The sequence below is a fragment of the Streptomyces sp. NPDC085944 genome, assembly GCF_040686295.1.
GTDB classification, from domain to species: domain Bacteria; phylum Actinomycetota; class Actinomycetes; order Streptomycetales; family Streptomycetaceae; genus Streptomyces; species Streptomyces salinarius.
In genome coordinates this window covers 504,483-519,265 of record NZ_JBFBJX010000001.1, presented here as the reverse complement: position 1 = coordinate 519,265, position 14,783 = coordinate 504,483, and the positions used below count along the sequence as shown (strand labels likewise).

At 71.9% G+C, this 14,783-nt stretch carries 16 protein-coding genes; 13 read left to right on the top strand and 3 right to left on the bottom strand.

Features of this window, described 5'->3' with window-relative positions; genetic code table 11:
* Window positions 1-7: 7 nt before the first annotated feature.
* From AB0P07_RS02550 to AB0P07_RS02540, 3 genes are all read left to right on the top strand, one after another.
* Complete coding sequence (locus AB0P07_RS02550) at window positions 8-445, top strand: gamma-glutamylcyclotransferase (protein ID WP_061442846.1); 438 nt, start codon at window positions 8-10, stop codon at window positions 443-445.
* Between the two features lie 94 nt (window positions 446-539).
* Window positions 540-1,364: a purine-nucleoside phosphorylase gene (locus AB0P07_RS02545; RefSeq protein WP_365543968.1), complete on the top strand. Its 825-nt coding sequence runs from the start codon at window positions 540-542 to the stop codon at window positions 1,362-1,364.
* Between the two features lie 601 nt (window positions 1,365-1,965).
* Window positions 1,966-3,624 (top strand): phospho-sugar mutase, encoded by a 1,659-nt coding sequence (locus AB0P07_RS02540; protein WP_365543965.1) that lies wholly within the window; start codon window positions 1,966-1,968, stop codon window positions 3,622-3,624.
* Between the two features lie 201 nt (window positions 3,625-3,825).
* Here the strand turns inward: AB0P07_RS02540 and AB0P07_RS02535 are convergent, their stop codons facing one another.
* A complete protein-coding gene (locus AB0P07_RS02535; RefSeq protein ID WP_263550152.1) occupies window positions 3,826-4,536 on the bottom strand; it encodes a PH domain-containing protein in 711 nt (236 codons plus the stop codon).
* Window positions 4,537-4,650: 114 nt separating this feature from the next.
* Between AB0P07_RS02535 and deoC the strand changes: the two genes are divergently transcribed.
* The 5 genes from deoC (at window position 4,651) to AB0P07_RS02510 (ending at window position 8,608) form a co-directional block, all read left to right on the top strand.
* The gene (deoC, locus tag AB0P07_RS02530) at window positions 4,651-5,634 is read left to right on the top strand and encodes a deoxyribose-phosphate aldolase (protein WP_365543962.1); all 984 of its coding nucleotides are present in this window, start codon (window positions 4,651-4,653) and stop codon (window positions 5,632-5,634) included.
* 5 nt (window positions 5,635-5,639) lie between these two features.
* Window positions 5,640-7,100 carry an aldehyde dehydrogenase family protein gene (locus AB0P07_RS02525; protein ID WP_365543959.1) on the top strand — a complete coding sequence of 487 codons (1,461 nt, stop codon included), beginning with the start codon at window positions 5,640-5,642 and terminating at the stop codon, window positions 7,098-7,100.
* Entirely contained in the window at window positions 7,093-7,989 is an 897-nt protein-coding gene (locus tag AB0P07_RS02520) for an aldehyde dehydrogenase family protein (RefSeq protein WP_365543956.1), read from the top strand. Before AB0P07_RS02525 ends, AB0P07_RS02520 begins: the two co-directional genes overlap by 8 nt.
* A 118-nt stretch (window positions 7,990-8,107) precedes the next feature.
* Window positions 8,108-8,356, top strand: coding sequence for a type II toxin-antitoxin system Phd/YefM family antitoxin (locus AB0P07_RS02515; protein WP_365543953.1), 249 nt, complete (start codon window positions 8,108-8,110; stop codon window positions 8,354-8,356).
* Window positions 8,357-8,608, top strand: a complete 252-nt coding sequence (locus AB0P07_RS02510; protein ID WP_365543950.1) for a type II toxin-antitoxin system RelE/ParE family toxin — start codon at window positions 8,357-8,359, stop codon at window positions 8,606-8,608.
* 68 nt (window positions 8,609-8,676) lie between these two features.
* On the opposite strand, the gene AB0P07_RS02505 is transcribed toward AB0P07_RS02510, so the two are convergent.
* Window positions 8,677-9,087, bottom strand: a complete 411-nt coding sequence (locus tag AB0P07_RS02505) for a hypothetical protein (protein WP_365543948.1) — start codon at window positions 9,085-9,087, stop codon at window positions 8,677-8,679.
* A gap of 158 nt (window positions 9,088-9,245) precedes the next feature.
* Here AB0P07_RS02505 and AB0P07_RS02500 point away from each other — a divergent pair, with 158 nt between their 5' ends.
* Window positions 9,246-9,881: a uridine kinase gene (locus AB0P07_RS02500; protein WP_365543945.1), complete on the top strand. Its 636-nt coding sequence runs from the start codon at window positions 9,246-9,248 to the stop codon at window positions 9,879-9,881.
* A 251-nt stretch (window positions 9,882-10,132) separates the two neighbouring features.
* Here the strand turns inward: AB0P07_RS02500 and AB0P07_RS02495 are convergent, their stop codons facing one another.
* Window positions 10,133-10,900, bottom strand: a complete 768-nt coding sequence (locus AB0P07_RS02495) for a SigE family RNA polymerase sigma factor (protein ID WP_233645821.1) — start codon at window positions 10,898-10,900, stop codon at window positions 10,133-10,135.
* A 208-nt stretch (window positions 10,901-11,108) separates the two neighbouring features.
* On the opposite strand from AB0P07_RS02495, the gene afsQ1 reads away from it, so the two are divergent.
* The 4 genes from afsQ1 (at window position 11,109) to AB0P07_RS02475 (ending at window position 14,721) form a co-directional block, all read left to right on the top strand.
* On the top strand, window positions 11,109-11,786 hold the full coding sequence (gene afsQ1, locus AB0P07_RS02490) for a two-component system response regulator AfsQ1 (RefSeq protein WP_003974066.1): 678 nt from the start codon (window positions 11,109-11,111) through the stop codon (window positions 11,784-11,786).
* On the top strand, window positions 11,783-13,381 hold the full coding sequence (gene afsQ2, locus AB0P07_RS02485) for a two-component system sensor histidine kinase AfsQ2 (RefSeq protein ID WP_365543941.1): 1,599 nt from the start codon (window positions 11,783-11,785) through the stop codon (window positions 13,379-13,381). The genes afsQ1 and afsQ2 overlap by 4 nt, the downstream gene beginning before the upstream one ends.
* Entirely contained in the window at window positions 13,381-13,992 is a 612-nt protein-coding gene (locus tag AB0P07_RS02480; protein WP_365543938.1) for a hypothetical protein, read from the top strand. Before afsQ2 ends, AB0P07_RS02480 begins: the two co-directional genes overlap by 1 nt.
* A 186-nt stretch (window positions 13,993-14,178) precedes the next feature.
* Window positions 14,179-14,721, top strand: coding sequence for a VanZ family protein (locus AB0P07_RS02475; RefSeq protein WP_365543935.1), 543 nt, complete (start codon window positions 14,179-14,181; stop codon window positions 14,719-14,721).
* The last annotated feature ends 62 nt before the right edge of the window (window positions 14,722-14,783 follow it).

Here is a 14,783-nt window from a genome sequence, read left to right as displayed (position 1 = left end):
TCCCCCCATGTCGCTCTACGCCGCCTACGCCGGCAACCTCGACGCGCGGCTGATGACCCGCCGCGCCCCGCACTCGCCGCTGCGCGCCACCGGCTGGCTGAACGGGTGGCGGCTGACCTTCGGGGGCGAGCACATGGGCTGGGAGGGCGCACTCGCGACCCTCGTGGAGGACCCGATCTCCCAGGTCTTCGTGTCCCTCTACGACATCGCCCCGATGGACGAGGACTCCCTCGACCGCTGGGAGGGGGTGGGCCTGGACATCTACCGCCGCACCCGCGTACGCGTCCACACCCTCGACGGAGAGGAGGGGGCGTGGACCTACGTCCTGAACGCCTACGAGGGTGGCCTGCCCTCGGCCCGCTACCTGGGCGAGATCGCGGACGCCGCCGAATCGGCCGGCGCGCCCCACGACTACGTCATGGAACTCCGCAAACGCCCCTGCTGAGAGCGCACCCTGGCAAAACCTCCAAGCCAAAAACCACCATCCCGTGACCTCTGCCATCTACGCGCGTAGCCACAAACCGGCTACCCTCTTCGGCGTGAACGCATCTCTTCTTCCGGACGACATCCAGGGCGACCCCCACGCCGCCGCCGACGCCGCCGCGGCCCGCCTGCGCGAACTCACCGGCGCCGAGACCCACGACGTCGCCCTCGTGATGGGCTCCGGCTGGGCACCGGCCGTGGACGCACTGGGCGCCCCCGAGGCCGAGCTCAAGGTCACCGACCTGCCGGGCTTCCCCAAGCCGGCGGTGGAGGGGCACGGCGGCAAGATCCGCTCGTACTCCATCGGTGACAAGCGCGCGCTGGTCTTCCTGGGCCGCACCCACTACTACGAGGGCCACGGCGTGGCCGCCGTCTCCCACGGCGTCCGCACCGCCGTCGCGGCCGGCGCCAAGACGATCATCCTGACCAACGGCTGCGGCGGCCTGCGCGAGGGCATGCGCCCCGGCCAGCCGGTCCTGATCAGCGACCACATCAACCTCACCGCCACCTCCCCCATCGTCGGCGCCAATTTCGTCGACCTCACGGACCTCTACTCGCCGCGCCTGCGCGCGCTGTGCAAGGAGGTCGACGCCACGCTGGAGGAGGGCGTCTACGCCCAGTTCCCCGGCCCGCACTACGAGACCCCGGCCGAGATCCGCATGGCCCGCGTCATCGGGGCCGACCTGGTCGGCATGTCCACGGTCCTCGAGGCGATCGCGGCCCGCGAGGCCGGCGCGGAGGTGCTGGGCATCTCCCTGGTCACCAACCTCGCCGCGGGCATGACGGGCGAGCCCCTCAACCACGAGGAGGTCCTCCAGGCGGGCCGCGACTCCGCCGCCCGCATGGGGACGCTGCTGACCCAGGTCTTGGGCCGCCTGTAAGGACCCCGGGACCCGCTGCCCCCTCCCGCCGCGGGTGCAGGGTGGGCCCAGGGCCCCGGGGCTCCCTCGCTACCCGGCGCGGGTGCGGGCACGGGGTGGGTCACGCGGCCCGGCGTTGCGGGGTGCCTCCCCCAGTGCCTGAACGGCCTGGGAGGTACCCCCACCGCCCACCCGTGCCGCCCCAGCGGCACGACTGCCCGCAGCTACGGCGGCATGGCGACTGCCGGCAGCGATGGCGGCGACGGCGTTGCGGACTGTCTGCAGTTGGGGCGGCGGGGAGCCGCGTACGGCGGGGACGAGGCGGCGGCGTGGGGCGGCCGGCAGGCGCGTACGGCGAGGAGGGGTCGGGTCGGGGGGTGTCCGCCCGCAGCGGTTGGCGCGTCAACGCCGGGGAAGATCTGTGGCCGACCGATTCCGCGCCGTTCCGAGGACGGACACCCCCCGGCCCGGCCCCGACCCACCACGCACCCCAAGGCGCCACGCGCACCCCCACCCAACCCGCACAGGCGCCGCAGGCACCAGCACAGGCGCCGCAGGCACCCCGCACCACCCACCACCCACCACCGACCACCCACCACCCACACCCGAGAGGCTGACCGACGTGCCAGACGCGAACGACGACGACCTCCTCGCACGAGCCAAGGCATGGCTGGCCGAGGACCCCGACGCGGACACCCGCGCGGAACTCGCCCGCCTCATCGACGCCGAGGACCACGCCGAGCTGACCGCACGTTTCTCCGGCACCCTCCAGTTCGGCACCGCGGGCCTCCGCGGCGAACTCGGCGCCGGCCCGATGCGCATGAACCGCTCGGTCGTCATCCGCGCCGCCGCCGGCCTCGCCGCGTACCTGAAGCAGCAGGGCCACCCCAACGGCCTGGTCGTCGTCGGCCACGACGCCCGCCACAAATCAGCGGACTTCGCCCGCGACACGGCAGCCGTCATGACCGGCGCCGGCCTCAGGGCGGCCGTACTCCCCCGCCCCCTCCCCACCCCCGTCCTCGCCTTCGCGATCCGCCACCTCGGCGCCGTCGCCGGCGTGGAGGTCACCGCCAGCCACAACCCGCCCCGCGACAACGGCTACAAGGTGTACCTCGGCGACGGCTCCCAGATCGTGCCCCCGGCCGACGCCGAGATCGCCGCGGAGATCGACGCCGTACGCTCCCTCCACGACGTCCCCCGTCCCACCACCGGCTGGCAGACCCTCGCCGACGACGTCCTCGACGCCTACCTCACCCGTACGGACGCCGTCCTGGCCGCCGACTCCCCCCGCACCGCCCGCACGGTGTACACCGCGATGCACGGCGTGGGCAGGGACACCCTCCTCGCAGCCTTCGACCGGGCCGGCTTCCCGCGGCCCGTCCTCGTCACCGAGCAGGCCGACCCCGACCCGGACTTCCCCACCGTCGCCTTCCCCAACCCGGAAGAGCCGGGCGCGATGGACCTCGCCTTCGCGACGGCCCGCGCGACCAGCCCCGCCCCCGACCTGGTCATCGCCAACGACCCGGACGCGGACCGCCTGGCAGTGGCCGTACCCGACACCACGGCCGCCGCGGGCTGGCGCATGCTGCGGGGCGACGAGGTGGGCGCCCTCCTCGCCGCCCACCTGGTCACCCGCGGAGCGACCGGCACGTTCGCGGAGTCGATCGTGTCGTCCTCCCTCCTCGCCCGCATCGCCGCGAAGGCGAACGTCCCCCACGTCGAGACGCTGACCGGCTTCAAGTGGATCGCCCGCGTGGAGAACATCAGGTACGGCTACGAGGAGGCCCTGGGCTACTGCGTCGACCCGGAGGGCGTCCGCGACAAGGACGGCATCACCGCGGCCCTCCTGATCACTGAACTGGCCTCGACTCTCAAGGCCAAGAACCGCACCCTCCTGGACCTCCTCGACGACATCGCCGTGGACCACGGCCTGCACGCCACCGACCAGCTCTCGGTACGCGTGGAGGACCTGTCCCTGATCGCCGCCGCGATGCACCGCCTGCGCGACCAGCCCCCGACAACCCTCGCGGGCCTCCCCGTCGCCAAGGCCGAGGATCTCACCCGGGGCACGGACACGCTGCCGCCCACGGACGGCCTGCGCTACACGCTCGACGGCGCCCGGGTGATCGTCCGCCCGAGCGGCACGGAGCCCAAGCTGAAGTGCTACCTGGAGGTGGTCGTCCCGGTCGCCACGCACGCCGACCTCCCGACGGCCCGGTCGAAGGCGACGGACCTGCTGACCGCACTCAAGCGCGACCTGTCGACGGCAGCCGGCATCTGACGAAACCGGGGGCCCACAAGGGCCCCCGGACCACACTCACCCGCCGCACTCTCACCCGCCCGTCGGAGGACACTCACCCGACCCGTCGAAGGAAACCGTCACCCACCGAAGGAAACCGTCACCCGACGGAGGAAACCGTCACCCCGTCGAAGGAAATCGTCACCCCGACGGAGGAAACCGTCACCCCGTCGCAGAGAACCGTCACCCCACCCCGAGCAGTACCGCCAGCGCGACCGCCCCGACCACCACCGGCACGACGATCTCGTAGGCCCACCGCACCGTCACCTCGCCCTTGGAGCTCGCGGCGTCCTTCCGCGCCTCCCACAGCTCGCGCAGCTCGTCCATGATCTTGTCGCCCTGCGCCCGCACCGGCCCGTCCGCCTCGACGGCCGTGGCGCCCGACCCGTCGGTCCGCGCACCGAGCTGCAGCTGCCCCATGCCGCCGAGCATGCCGCGCCCGCGACCGCCACCGGCGCCACCGGCCGCCCGCCGGTCCTCCCGCCGCGCGGCCTTCTTGCGCCCGCGCAGCGAGACGGGAATGGACCACAGCTGGTACTTGCCACCGCCCTCGGCGAAGACCTCGTTGGAGTAGGCGGACCGGAAGGACCCGACCTCCCCCCACGGGAGCACGATCACGCGGAACGGGTTGCGCACCCGCAGCCGGTCGTCGTTGGCGAAGACGGCGGGCCGCACGGTGTAGGCGGCGACGAGCGGCACGAGGAAGACCAGCACCGCGAGCGCCTTCCAGCGGGTGTTCCCCTCCCCCGCGACCAGGGCGTCGATGCCGAGCCACAGCGCGAGGGCGAGCACCAGCACGCCTCCGGCGATGCCTGCGGGCGAGCGGTAGACCCGGTCCTTGGACACGGGTGCCGACGGCTGCGGCGAGGGTGACTGCGGCTCCGGTGTCGTCATGCAGCCGATTGTGCACGACAGCCCGGCGGACGCTCACATGCGGTGCTGTTCCACCGAACCCGCCTTCGGGGCTGTACAGACCGCTACGCGCGTAGATATGCTCACCTGGTGACCATGCCCACCACTGCACCCGCCGCACAGGGCCCCGTGAACGGCCCCGCACACGGACTCGCCGACGTCACCGCGTCCGACAGCACGCTGCGCCGCTTCCTCCACGGTCTGCCCGGCGTCGACACGGTCGGCCTGGAGGCGCGCGCCGCCTCCCTCGGCACCCGTTCCATCAAGACCACCGCGAAGGCGTACGCCCTCGACCTGGCCATCTCGATGGTCGACCTGACGACGCTGGAAGGCGCGGACACCCCGGGCAAGGTCCGGGCGCTCGGCGCGAAGGCGGTCCGTCCCGACCCGACCGACCGCACGGCCCCCGCCACCGCAGCAGTCTGCGTGTACCCCGACATGGTGCCCACCGCGAAGGAGGCCGTCGCCGGCTCCGGCGTGAAGGTCGCCTCGGTGGCCACGGCCTTCCCGGCCGGCCGCGCCTCGCTGGCCGTCAAGCTGGCCGACGTGGGCGAGGCCGTGACGGCGGGCGCGGACGAGGTCGACATGGTCATCGACCGCGGTGCCTTCCTCGCCGGGCACTACATGAAGGTGTACGACGAGATCACCGCCGTGCGCGAGGCGTGCGGCACATCCGCCCGCCTGAAGGTCATCTTCGAGACCGGCGAGCTGTCGACGTACGACAACATCCGGCGCGCGAGCTGGCTCGGCATGCTGGCCGGGGCGGACTTCATCAAGACGTCCACCGGCAAGGTCGCCGTCAACGCGACGCCCGCCAACACGCTCCTGATGCTGGAGGCGGTCCGCGACTTCCGCGCGCAGACCGGTGTCCAGGTCGGTGTGAAGCCGGCCGGCGGCATCCGGACCGCGAAGGACGCGATCAAGTTCCTGGTCCTGGTCAACGAGACGGCGGGCGAGGACTGGCTGGACAACCACTGGTTCCGCTTCGGCGCCTCCTCGCTCCTCAACGACCTGCTGATGCAGCGCCAGAAGCTGGCCACAGGCCGTTACTCCGGCCCCGACTACGTGACGGTGGACTGATCGACATGGCACCCGCACCCACTCCCTCATCCGCACCCGCCTTCGAGTACGCACCGGCACCCGAGTCCCGCGCGGTCGTCGACATCGCCCCCTCCTACGGCCTGTTCATCGACGGCGAGTTCACCGAGGCGGCCGACGGCAAGGTCTTCAAGACGGTCTCCCCCGCCACCGAGGAGGTCCTCTCCGAGGTCGCCGAGGCCGGCGAGGCGGACGTCGACCGCGCCGTGAAGGCCGCCCGCAAGGCCTTCGAGAAGTGGTCGGCGCTGCCCGGCGCGGAGCGCGCGAAGTACCTCTTCCGCATCGCCCGCATCATCCAGGAACGCAGCCGCGAACTCGCCGTCCTGGAGACCCTGGACAACGGCAAGCCGATCAAGGAGACCCGCGACGCCGACCTGCCCCTGGTCGCGGCGCACTTCTTCTACTACGCGGGCTGGGCCGACAAGCTCGACCACGCCGGCTACGGCGCCGACCCCCGCCCCCTGGGTGTCGCGGGCCAGGTCATCCCCTGGAACTTCCCCCTGCTGATGCTGGCGTGGAAGATCGCCCCGGCGCTCGCGACCGGCAACACGGTGGTCCTGAAGCCCGCCGAGACGACCCCCCTCTCGGCCCTGTTCTTCGCGGACATCTGCCGCCAGGCCGGTCTCCCCAAGGGCGTCGTCAACATCATCACCGGCGACGGCCGCGCCGGCGCGGCCCTGACCGCGCACCCGGACGTGAACAAGGTCGCCTTCACCGGCTCCACGGCGGTCGGCAAGCAGATCGCGCGCACGGTCGCGGGCACCCGCAAGAAGCTCACGCTGGAACTGGGCGGCAAGGGCGCCAACATCGTCTTCGACGACGCCCCGATCGACCAGGCCGTCGAGGGCATCGTCAACGGCATCTTCTTCAACCAGGGCCAGGTCTGCTGCGCGGGCAGCCGCCTCCTGGTCCAGGAGTCGATCCACGACGAGCTGCTCGACTCCCTCAAGCGCAGGCTCACCACCCTCCGTCTGGGCGACCCGCTCGACAAGAACACCGACATCGGCGCGATCAACTCCGCCGAGCAGCTGGCCCGTATCACCGCGCTCGCGGAGCAGGGTGAGGCGGAGGGCGCGGAGCGCTGGTCCCCGGCCTGCGAACTCCCCTCCTCCGGCTACTGGTTCGCCCCGACGCTCTTCACGAACGTCACCCAGGCGCACACCGTCGCCCGCGACGAGATCTTCGGCCCGGTGCTGTCGGTCCTCACCTTCCGCACCCCGGACGAGGCCGTGGCCAAGGCCAACAACACCCCGTACGGCCTGTCGGCGGGCATCTGGACGGAGAAGGGCTCGCGCATCCTGGCGGTCGCGAACAAGCTCCGCGCGGGTGTGATCTGGTCCAACACGTTCAACAAGTTCGACCCGACCTCGCCGTTCGGCGGATACAAGGAGTCGGGCTTCGGCCGCGAGGGCGGCCGCCACGGCCTGGAGGCATACCTCGATGTCTGATGCACGACTCAGTGTCCTCAAGACCTACAAGCTGTACGTCGGCGGGAAGTTCCCGCGTTCCGAGAGCGGCCGGGTGTACGAGGTGACCGACGCAAAGGGCAAGTGGCTGGCGAACGCCCCCCTCTCCTCCCGCAAGGACGCCCGTGACGCGGTGGTCGCCGCGCGCAAGGCGTTCGGCGGCTGGTCCGGCGCGACGGCGTACAACCGCGGCCAGATCCTCTACCGCGTCGCCGAGATGCTGGAGGGGCGCCGCGACCAGTACGTCGCGGAGGTCGCCGACGCGGAGGGCCTGTCGAAGTCGAAGGCGGCGGCCCAGGTGGACGCCGCGATCGACCGCTGGGTCTGGTACGCGGGCTGGACCGACAAGATCGCCCAGGTGGTCGGCGGCGGCAACCCGGTCGCGGGCCCGTTCTTCAATCTCTCCTCCCCGGAGCCGACCGGCGTGGTCGCCGTCCTGGCCCCGCAGGAGTCGTCGTTCCTGGGCCTGGTGTCCGTCCTCGCACCGGTCGTCGCGACCGGCAACACGGCGGTCGTGGTGGCGTCGGAGAAGTCCCCCCTCCCCGCGCTCTCCCTCGGCGAGGTCCTGGCCACCTCCGACGTGCCCGGCGGCGTGGTCAACGTCCTCTCCGGCCGTACGGCGGAGATCGCGACGCCGCTCGCCGCCCACCAGGACGTCAACGCGATCGACCTCACGGGCGCCGACGAGACGCTGGCGAAGGAGCTGGAGATCGCGGCGGCGGACAATCTGAAGCGCGTCCTGCGTCCACAGCCTGTGGACGACGTCGACTGGTCGGCGACCCCGGGCACGGACCGCATGACGGCGTTCCTGGAGACGAAGACGGTCTGGCACCCGACGGGCGCGCTGGGCGCGTCGGGTTCGTCGTACTGATCCTCCACGTCGCACCGCGACCGAGCGGCGCCCTCCCTCCGTCCGGGGAGAGCGCCGCTCTTCGTTGCACTTCCTTGCTGAATTGACCACAAGAGGACAGTTGAGCAACCATGTGCACATGACTGAGATCGCCATCAGCGCCGCCCGTTCCCAGCTCGGCGATCTCGTGCGCCGTGCCGCACACGGCCGCGAGACCATCGCCCTCACCGATCACGGGCACGTCGCCGCCCTTCTCGTGTCACCCCAGGTGATAGAGGATCTCGAAGACGCCCTGGTGGTGGCTGACTATCAGCGGCGCAAGGCGGAGGGGACGCTGGAACCGGGCATCCCGCACGAAGAAGTCGGCCGGATGCTGGGGCTGCGGTAAGTGGCATACGAGATCATCTGGGAGCCTCGCGCGACCAACGCGGCAGTGCGCTTCCTCAAGGAGGACCCCAGCGGCCTGTCAGCCGTCTACGAGGCAGTCGACGCACTGAGCACTCAACCACGTCCGCAGAGTTCGGCCCCTTACGGATCACCCGACTTGCGGCGTCTCCACGTCGGCGACTACCGGGTCCTGTACATCATCGAGGACGACGTGATCCGTGTCGTCGTCACCCATCTCGGCCGAACCCCCTGATCCTTCCGCACCGCCATCGGGCCGCGATCTCCCTCACCGAGGTCGCGGCCCGACGCGTACGCGCTCCGTCAGCGCAGCAGCTTCGTCACCTGTCCCACCACCGGCACGGCGCCCAGTGACTGCGCCTGGGCGACCGGTCCCGTCAGGGCCGTCGAGGACAAGGGCTGGAAGTCGGCGACCTTGGTGCCCACGCCGTTGTCCAGCGGGTCCACGCCGGTGCCGGCCAATGGGTTGGGCTTGAGGCCGGCGACGGGGCCGGTGACGTAGCCGACCGTGCCGGTGACGGCCGCCAGGCCCGCCTGCGGGTCGATGTTGCCCAGCGAGGTGGGGCGGGTGTGGGCCAGGCCGGCGATCGTGTCGCCGCCGCCGTCGGCCGCGGAAGCCGTCGCCGCTCCGGCTGCCAGGGCGGTCCCCACGGTCGCGAGGACGATCAGGGCGCGCTGTGCGTGCGGAGTGCGGGGGGACGCGTGTCGGGCCATCGCTGCTGCCACCTCTTGCTGTGGATTGCTTCGGACTGCCCTGTTAACAGCGCGCACCGTGATCAGGTCACCGCACAGCGCCATCGAGATGTGACGCCCGCTGCAAAGTCCACCCGCGAGGTCTACGACAGCCGTTCGATGCCTCAGACTGGTGTCCCGTGAGCTCCCATCCGCCCATACCGACGCGAGTCGTGCTGCTCTGCGGCCCCTCCGGCTCCGGCAAGTCCCTCCTCGCCGCGCACTCCGGCCTCCCGGTGCTGCGTCTCGACGACTTCTACAAGGAGGGCACCGATCCGACACTGCCGACGGTGCCCCAGAGCTCCGACATCGACTGGGACCACCCGGCGTCGTGGGACGCGGACGCGGCCCTCGCCGCCATCGGGGAGCTGTGCCGCACGGGGCGTACCGACGTGCCCGTCTACGACATCTCGCTGAGCGCCCGCACCGGCGAGGAGTCCGTCGACGTCGGGCGGACGCCGCTGTTCCTCGCGGAGGGCATCTTCGCCGCGGAGCTGGTGGACCGCTGCCGGGAACTGGGCGTGCTGGCCGACGCGCTGTGCTTGAGCCGGGGCCCGCTGACGACCTTCCGCCGCCGGTTCCTGCGGGACCTGCGCGAGAGCCGCAAGTCGGTGCCGTTCCTGCTGCGCAGGGGCTGGCGGCTGATGCGGCAGGAACGCTCGGTCATCGCCCGGCAGTCCGCCCTCGGCGCCCACGTGTGCGACCGGGGCGAGGCGATGGGCCGCCTGGCCGCCGCGGCGGCGGGCCGGTGCGCCACGAGCCGTACGGCCGTGTGACGCCTGCCGTACGCGCACCTGCCCCTGCTCGCACCTGCCCGGACATGCGGAAGCGGGACTGGACGGACCCCCCGGCCCTCCAGTCCCGCTCCCTTTCCACTCCCCCGTGGATCCCCCGTGATCCCCGTCCCCCGTCGTTCCCCCGTGTCCCCCGTTGTTCCCCCGTGGTGCTTCCCCGTGAGTAAGAGTCCGGGTCCCGCCCCCTGATACACCCCGGCTCGAACTTTTTTCACGGGCCCCCGCCCCCGCCCTCAGGCGACCAGTTCGCCGAAGGCGTCCTCACGGTCACGGCCGAAGCTGAGGACCTCGTCCTCGCGCAGCCGGCGCAGCGACCGCCAGATGCTGGACTTCACCGTGCCGACGCTGATGTCGAGGATGTCCGCGATCTCCGGGTCCGTACGGCCCTCGTAGTAGCGCAGGACCAGCATGGTGCGCTGGAGTTCGGGGAGCCGGGCCAGCGCCTGCCACAGGACCGTGCGCAGTTCGGTGCCGCGCATCGCGTCCATGTCGCCCGGCGTCTCCGGCAGTTCCTCGGTCGGGTACTCGTTGAGCTTGCGCCGCCGCCAGGCGCTGATGTGCAGGTTGGTCATGGTGCGGCGGAGGTATCCGCCGACGGCCGCCTTGTCGCTGATCCGGTCCCACGCCCGGTAGGTCGAGAACAGCGCGCTCTGCAGCAGGTCCTCGGCTTCGAAGCGGTCGCCGGTGAGGTGGTAGGCGGTCGCGTACAGGGAGGAGCGGCGCTCCTGGACGTAGGCGGTGAACTCCGCCTCCGACAGGGAACGTCGCTCCCCCCGGTCCCCCGTGTTCCCCGTTTCCCCCGTGTTCGCGTCAACCACCGTCATGTACGCGGTGTGCTGACGCCCGGTGCCGCGAGCGCACCCCCGCCCTCCCCCACGCTCGAATCCGCTCGCGCGGGAGGGACCCCCATCGGCACCGGACTTCTCGGAACCCCGGTGTGCGTGCACGTCGTGCAGACGCGTGAGCACTGCGCTGGTGTTGGTGCCCTTCAGCGTGTTCATCTCGCGCCCCCCGTCGTGGACTGCCGGTTGCCTGTGACGAAAAGCCTGCCCCGGTGACTTCATGGCCGTGTCCGCCGACTGTCACAGAGCTGTCACAGGGGTCCGTCACCGCTGCACCACCCTTCCTTCACAGGGTCCGGCCGTGTCGTGGGACCCCAACCGCACCCGCAGGTCGAACACCGGCCCCCTCATGGGCCAGAATGAGTGCGTGCCTTCCCTGTTGCTGATCGAGGACGACGACGCCATCCGCACGGCCCTGGAGCTCTCCCTGACGCGCCAGGGCCACCGGGTGGCCACCGCTGCCAGTGGTGAGGACGGTCTGAAGCTGCTGCGCGAGCAGCGGCCGGACCTGATCGTGCTGGACGTGATGCTGCCCGGCATCGACGGCTTCGAGGTGTGCCGTCGCATCCGGCGCACCGACCAGTTGCCGATCATCCTGCTGACCGCGCGCAACGACGACATCGACGTGGTCGTCGGTCTCGAGTCGGGCGCCGACGACTACGTGGTCAAACCCGTCCAGGGCCGGGTCCTCGACGCCCGGATCCGGGCCGTGCTGCGGCGCGGGGAACGGGAGTCCACCGACTCGGCGAGCTTCGGCAGCCTGGTCATCGACCGTTCGGCGATGACCGTGACGAAGAACGGCGAGGACCTGCAGCTGACGCCGACCGAGCTGCGGCTGCTGCTCGAACTGAGCCGGCGGCCCGGACAGGCGCTGTCCCGGCAGCAGTTGCTGCGGCTGGTGTGGGAGCACGACTACCTCGGCGACTCCCGGCTGGTGGACGCGTGCGTCCAGCGGCTGCGCGCCAAGGTCGAGGACGTGCCGTCGTCCCCGACCCTGATCCGTACCGTACGGGGTGTCGGCTACCGGCTGGATCCGCCTCAGTGACCAAGGAACAACCAGGGGGTGACCGCGGCCTGGCCGCGGCTCGCAAGGGAGTCTGGTCCGGGCTGCGCTTCACCAGCCTGCGGCTGAGGCTCGTCCTCGTCTTCGGTCTGGTCGCGCTCACCGCCGCCGTGTCCGCGTCCGGCATCGCCTACTGGCTCAACCGCGAGGCGGTGCTCACCCGCACCCAGGACGCCGTACTGCGCGACTTCGAGCAGGAGATGCAGAGCCGGGCGGGCGCGCTGCCCGAGCACCCCACACAGGACGAGTTGCAGCACACCGCGGGGCAGATGGCCAACAGCAGCCAGCGGTTCACGGTGCTGCTGGTCGCCGAGGGCGCCGACGGCGAGGCCGTGTACGGCAGTTCGGGCGGCCTGGGCGGCTTCGCGCTGGCCGACGTGCCGGAGTCGTTGCGCGCCGCGGTGAACAAGGAGCAGAAGCTCACCTCCGCCAACAAGCACCCGTACCACCTGTACTGGCAGCGGATCACCGACGACGGCACCCCGTACCTGGTGGCCGGGACGAAGGTGATCGGCGGCGGACCGACCGGCTACATGCTCAAGTCGCTGGAACCGGAGGCCAAGGACCTGAACTCGCTCGCCTGGTCGCTGGGGATCGCCACCGGGCTCGCCCTGCTCGGCTCCGCGCTGCTCGCGCAGGCCCTGGCGACGACCGTGCTGAAGCCGGTGCACCGGCTCGGGGTCGCGGCGCGGCGCCTGGGCGAGGGGAAGCTGGACACCCGGCTGCGCGTGTCCGGCACCGACGAACTGGCGGATCTGTCCCGCACGTTCAACAACGCCGCCGAGAACCTGGAGAAGCGGGTCGCGGACATGGCCGGCCGGGAGCAGGCCTCGCGGCGCTTCGTCGCCGACATGAGTCACGAGCTGCGTACGCCGCTGACGGCGCTCACCGCGGTGACCGAGGTGCTGGAGGAGGAGCTGGAGTACGCGGACGAGGGCGACGGCGAGGGCGGCAGCTTCGACCCGATGGTCGAGCCCGCCGTGCGGCTGGTGGTGAGCGAGACGCGGCGGCTGAACGACCTGGTGGAGAACCTGATGGAGGTCACCCGCTTCGACGCGGGCACCGCCCGGCTGGTCCTGGACGACGTGGACGTCGCCGACCAGATCACCGCCTGCATCGACGCCCGGGCCTGGCTGGACGCCGTCGACCTGGACGCCGAGCGCGGCATCCACGCCCGCCTGGACCCGCGCCGCCTGGACGTCATCCTCGCCAACCTGATCGGCAACGCGCTCAAGCACGGCGGGTCGCCGGTCAGGGTGTCGGTGGCGCGGGCGGACCACGAGATCGTCATCCGGGTGCGGGACAACGGTCCCGGCATCCCCGAGGACGTCCTGCCGCACGTCTTCGACCGCTTCTACAAGGCGAGCGCCTCCCGGCCGCGCTCCGAGGGCAGCGGGCTCGGCCTGTCCATCGCCATGGAGAACGCGCACATCCACGGCGGTGAGATATCCGCCGAGAACGCCCCGGAGGGCGGCGCGGTCTTCACGCTGCGGCTGCCGCAGGACCCGTCCCCGCCCGCCGGGGAGGACCGCGAGGGCACCGAGGACCAGGGCAAGGACGCGAAGGGACAGGTCTGATGACCGTACGCCGGCTGCCGGCCCTGACCGGGCTCGGAGTACTGGCCGTGCTGCTGACCGGGTGCGGCATCCGCGCCACCGAGGTGCCCACGGACTACGGTCCCGCGCCCTCCCGGGTGCGCTGCTCGCTCGCCGAGTCGGACGTGTCGACGCGGGCCACTCCCGGGATGCCGGCGCGGGTGTTCCTGCTGTGCGGCTCCTCGCTGGTGGCCGTGGACCGCACGGTGCGGGTGCCGGACGGCGCATCGGACTCCGGGCGGCGCGTGCTGGTGGCCCAGGGGCTGCTGAACGAGCTGGCGGAGCAGCCCTCGGCCGCGGAGAAGGAGGCCGGGTACACGTCGGACGTACGCCGCGGGATCACCGTGACGGGACCGCGCTCCGGCGACCCGGAGGACACGCTGCGGCTGAGCACCGATCCCGACGACCTCACCTCGTACGCCCTCGCGCAGGTCGTGTGCACCTTCTCCGACTCCGTCGCGGGCGAGGGCGACGGCTCCGTGGTCCTGGCCGGGCCCGCCGACCGGTCCGCCCGCCGCTACAGCTGCACGGACGAGGTCCGGGCCCGCCCCGGCAGCAACGAACCACCGGCCGACGAGGTGACGACCGACTGACGGCCGGACGACGTCCGCACGGGCCGGTACGCGGCCGTACGAGGCGCCGCCAGGCCGTACGCGGCCGGGTGAAGGCCGGCGCGGGACCGGCACCGTGTAGGCCGTACGAGGGGCGTGTGGCGCAAGCCTCACCCTTGCGGAGCAGGGGCCGGAACCGTGCGCGGCGTGGGCCGCGTCTAGGGGGACGTGCAGCGTCATGGGTTCCTCGGCGGCAGCGTCGCGCTCCGCATCCGTGTGACGGGAGGCGTTCTCCTCGTCGCGCATCTCGCGTTCGTCGCCTGGTACGCGCTGCGGCCGCTGGACGTCCCCTGGGTGCTGCCTCCCAATCTGGAGCCCTTCGCCGGCATCCGCGCCGACCTGGCGCTGGGCGGGGTCCAGGCCGCCCACTCGCTGGCCGGGGGACTGGCGCTGCTGGCCCCGCTGGGGTTCCTGCTGCCGATGGCCGGCGGGCGGTGGGCCGTCTCGCCGCTGGCGTCCCTGCTGCGCACCACGGCCGCGGCCGCCCTGCTGTCGGTGGGCATCGAGCTGCTGCAGACCGGGGTGCCCGGCCAGGTGGTCGACATCGACTCGGTGCTGCTGAACACGGTGGGCGTGGCCCTCGCGCACCTCGTCGTCGTCCCCGCGGGCCGGGCCCGGCTCCGTCGCCGGTACCGGCAGGAGGACGTACCCCAGGAGGAGCCCGCTCAGGGTCGGACCCCGACGATTCCCAGGGTCGGTATCGCCCCGTAGAGCGACGCTTTGTTCCGTTCGTCTCCGTAGCGTGGAGGGCAGATGAAGGGGAAGCCGGAGGG

What these genes read in the sequence shown, in the direction of transcription:
- deoC (WP_365543962.1), top strand. Translation starts at nt 4,651, where the DNA reads ATGCCCACCACTGCACCCGCCGCACAGGGCCCCGTGAACGGCCCCGCA.
- AB0P07_RS02515 (WP_365543953.1), top strand. Translation starts at nt 8,108, where the DNA reads ATGACTGAGATCGCCATCAGCGCCGCCCGTTCCCAGCTCGGCGATCTC.
- AB0P07_RS02550 (WP_061442846.1), top strand. Translation starts at nt 8, where the DNA reads ATGTCGCTCTACGCCGCCTACGCCGGCAACCTCGACGCGCGGCTGATG.
- AB0P07_RS02480 (WP_365543938.1), top strand. Translation starts at nt 13,381, where the DNA reads ATGACCGTACGCCGGCTGCCGGCCCTGACCGGGCTCGGAGTACTGGCC.
- AB0P07_RS02525 (WP_365543959.1), top strand. Translation starts at nt 5,640, where the DNA reads ATGGCACCCGCACCCACTCCCTCATCCGCACCCGCCTTCGAGTACGCA.
- AB0P07_RS02495 (WP_233645821.1), bottom strand. Translation starts at nt 10,900, where the DNA reads ATGAACACGCTGAAGGGCACCAACACCAGCGCAGTGCTCACGCGTCTG.
- AB0P07_RS02535 (WP_263550152.1), bottom strand. Translation starts at nt 4,536, where the DNA reads ATGACGACACCGGAGCCGCAGTCACCCTCGCCGCAGCCGTCGGCACCC.
- AB0P07_RS02520 (WP_365543956.1), top strand. Translation starts at nt 7,093, where the DNA reads ATGTCTGATGCACGACTCAGTGTCCTCAAGACCTACAAGCTGTACGTC.
- AB0P07_RS02505 (WP_365543948.1), bottom strand. Translation starts at nt 9,087, where the DNA reads ATGGCCCGACACGCGTCCCCCCGCACTCCGCACGCACAGCGCGCCCTG.